At 61.3% G+C, this 633-nt stretch carries 2 pseudogenes; both read left to right on the forward strand.

Going from position 1 to position 633, the window contains the following annotated elements:
* Positions 1-456: pseudogene (locus HYI44_RS29175) on the forward strand (hypothetical protein); the annotation flags it as partial.
* 10 nt (positions 457-466) lie between these two features.
* Positions 467-633 (forward strand): annotated as a pseudogene (locus tag HYI44_RS29180) (single-stranded DNA-binding protein); the annotation flags it as partial.

A 633-nucleotide genomic window follows, 5' to 3' on the forward strand; every position in this document is an offset into this window, starting at 1 on the left:
GATGCCGCAGCAAGACGTGAGCAGGCGCTGATTGATCAAGCCGCCCAGGCTCAGCGTGACGCAGACCAGAAAATCCGTGATGCCGAGGCGGCTGCAGCCAACCAGGCGCTGCAACTGCAACTGGCTGCCGAGAAGGCTGAACGCCAGAAGGTACAGGCCGAGGCTGATCGGGTTGCTGCAATCCAAAGCGCCGAACGCGAGCGCATTGCCTCGGAGCAGCGCCAAGCAGCAGCGGTTGAGCAGGCTCGACTGGCAGAAGTTGCCCGAGCGAATGCCGCAGCAGATGAAATCAATCGTCAGGCGGCGGCCCGCGAGGCTGACAAGGCGCACAAAGGCGCCATCTACAAAGCGGCAAAGGAAGCGTTCATCGCTAACGGCATGAGCGAGGAATGCGCCCGCCTGGCAGTGAAGGTAATCGCCAGCGGCTTTATCCCAGCAATCAGCATTACCTACTGAGGAATCGACCATGGCAGGTGAAATCATTCTCCCGGAGCTGCGCCGTCAGGCAGTCGTTCCGATCAGCAATGACAGCAACATCATGGCCGTCATCAGTCGGGCGGCCGCCGACCCTACCTGCGACATCGACAAGCTCGAGCGCCTGATGGCGATGCATGAGCGCATGCAGGCCCGTGA

The organism is Pseudomonas sp. Y24-6 (assembly GCF_020295325.1).
Classification (GTDB): Bacteria; Pseudomonadota; Gammaproteobacteria; order Pseudomonadales; family Pseudomonadaceae; genus Aquipseudomonas; species Aquipseudomonas gregormendelii.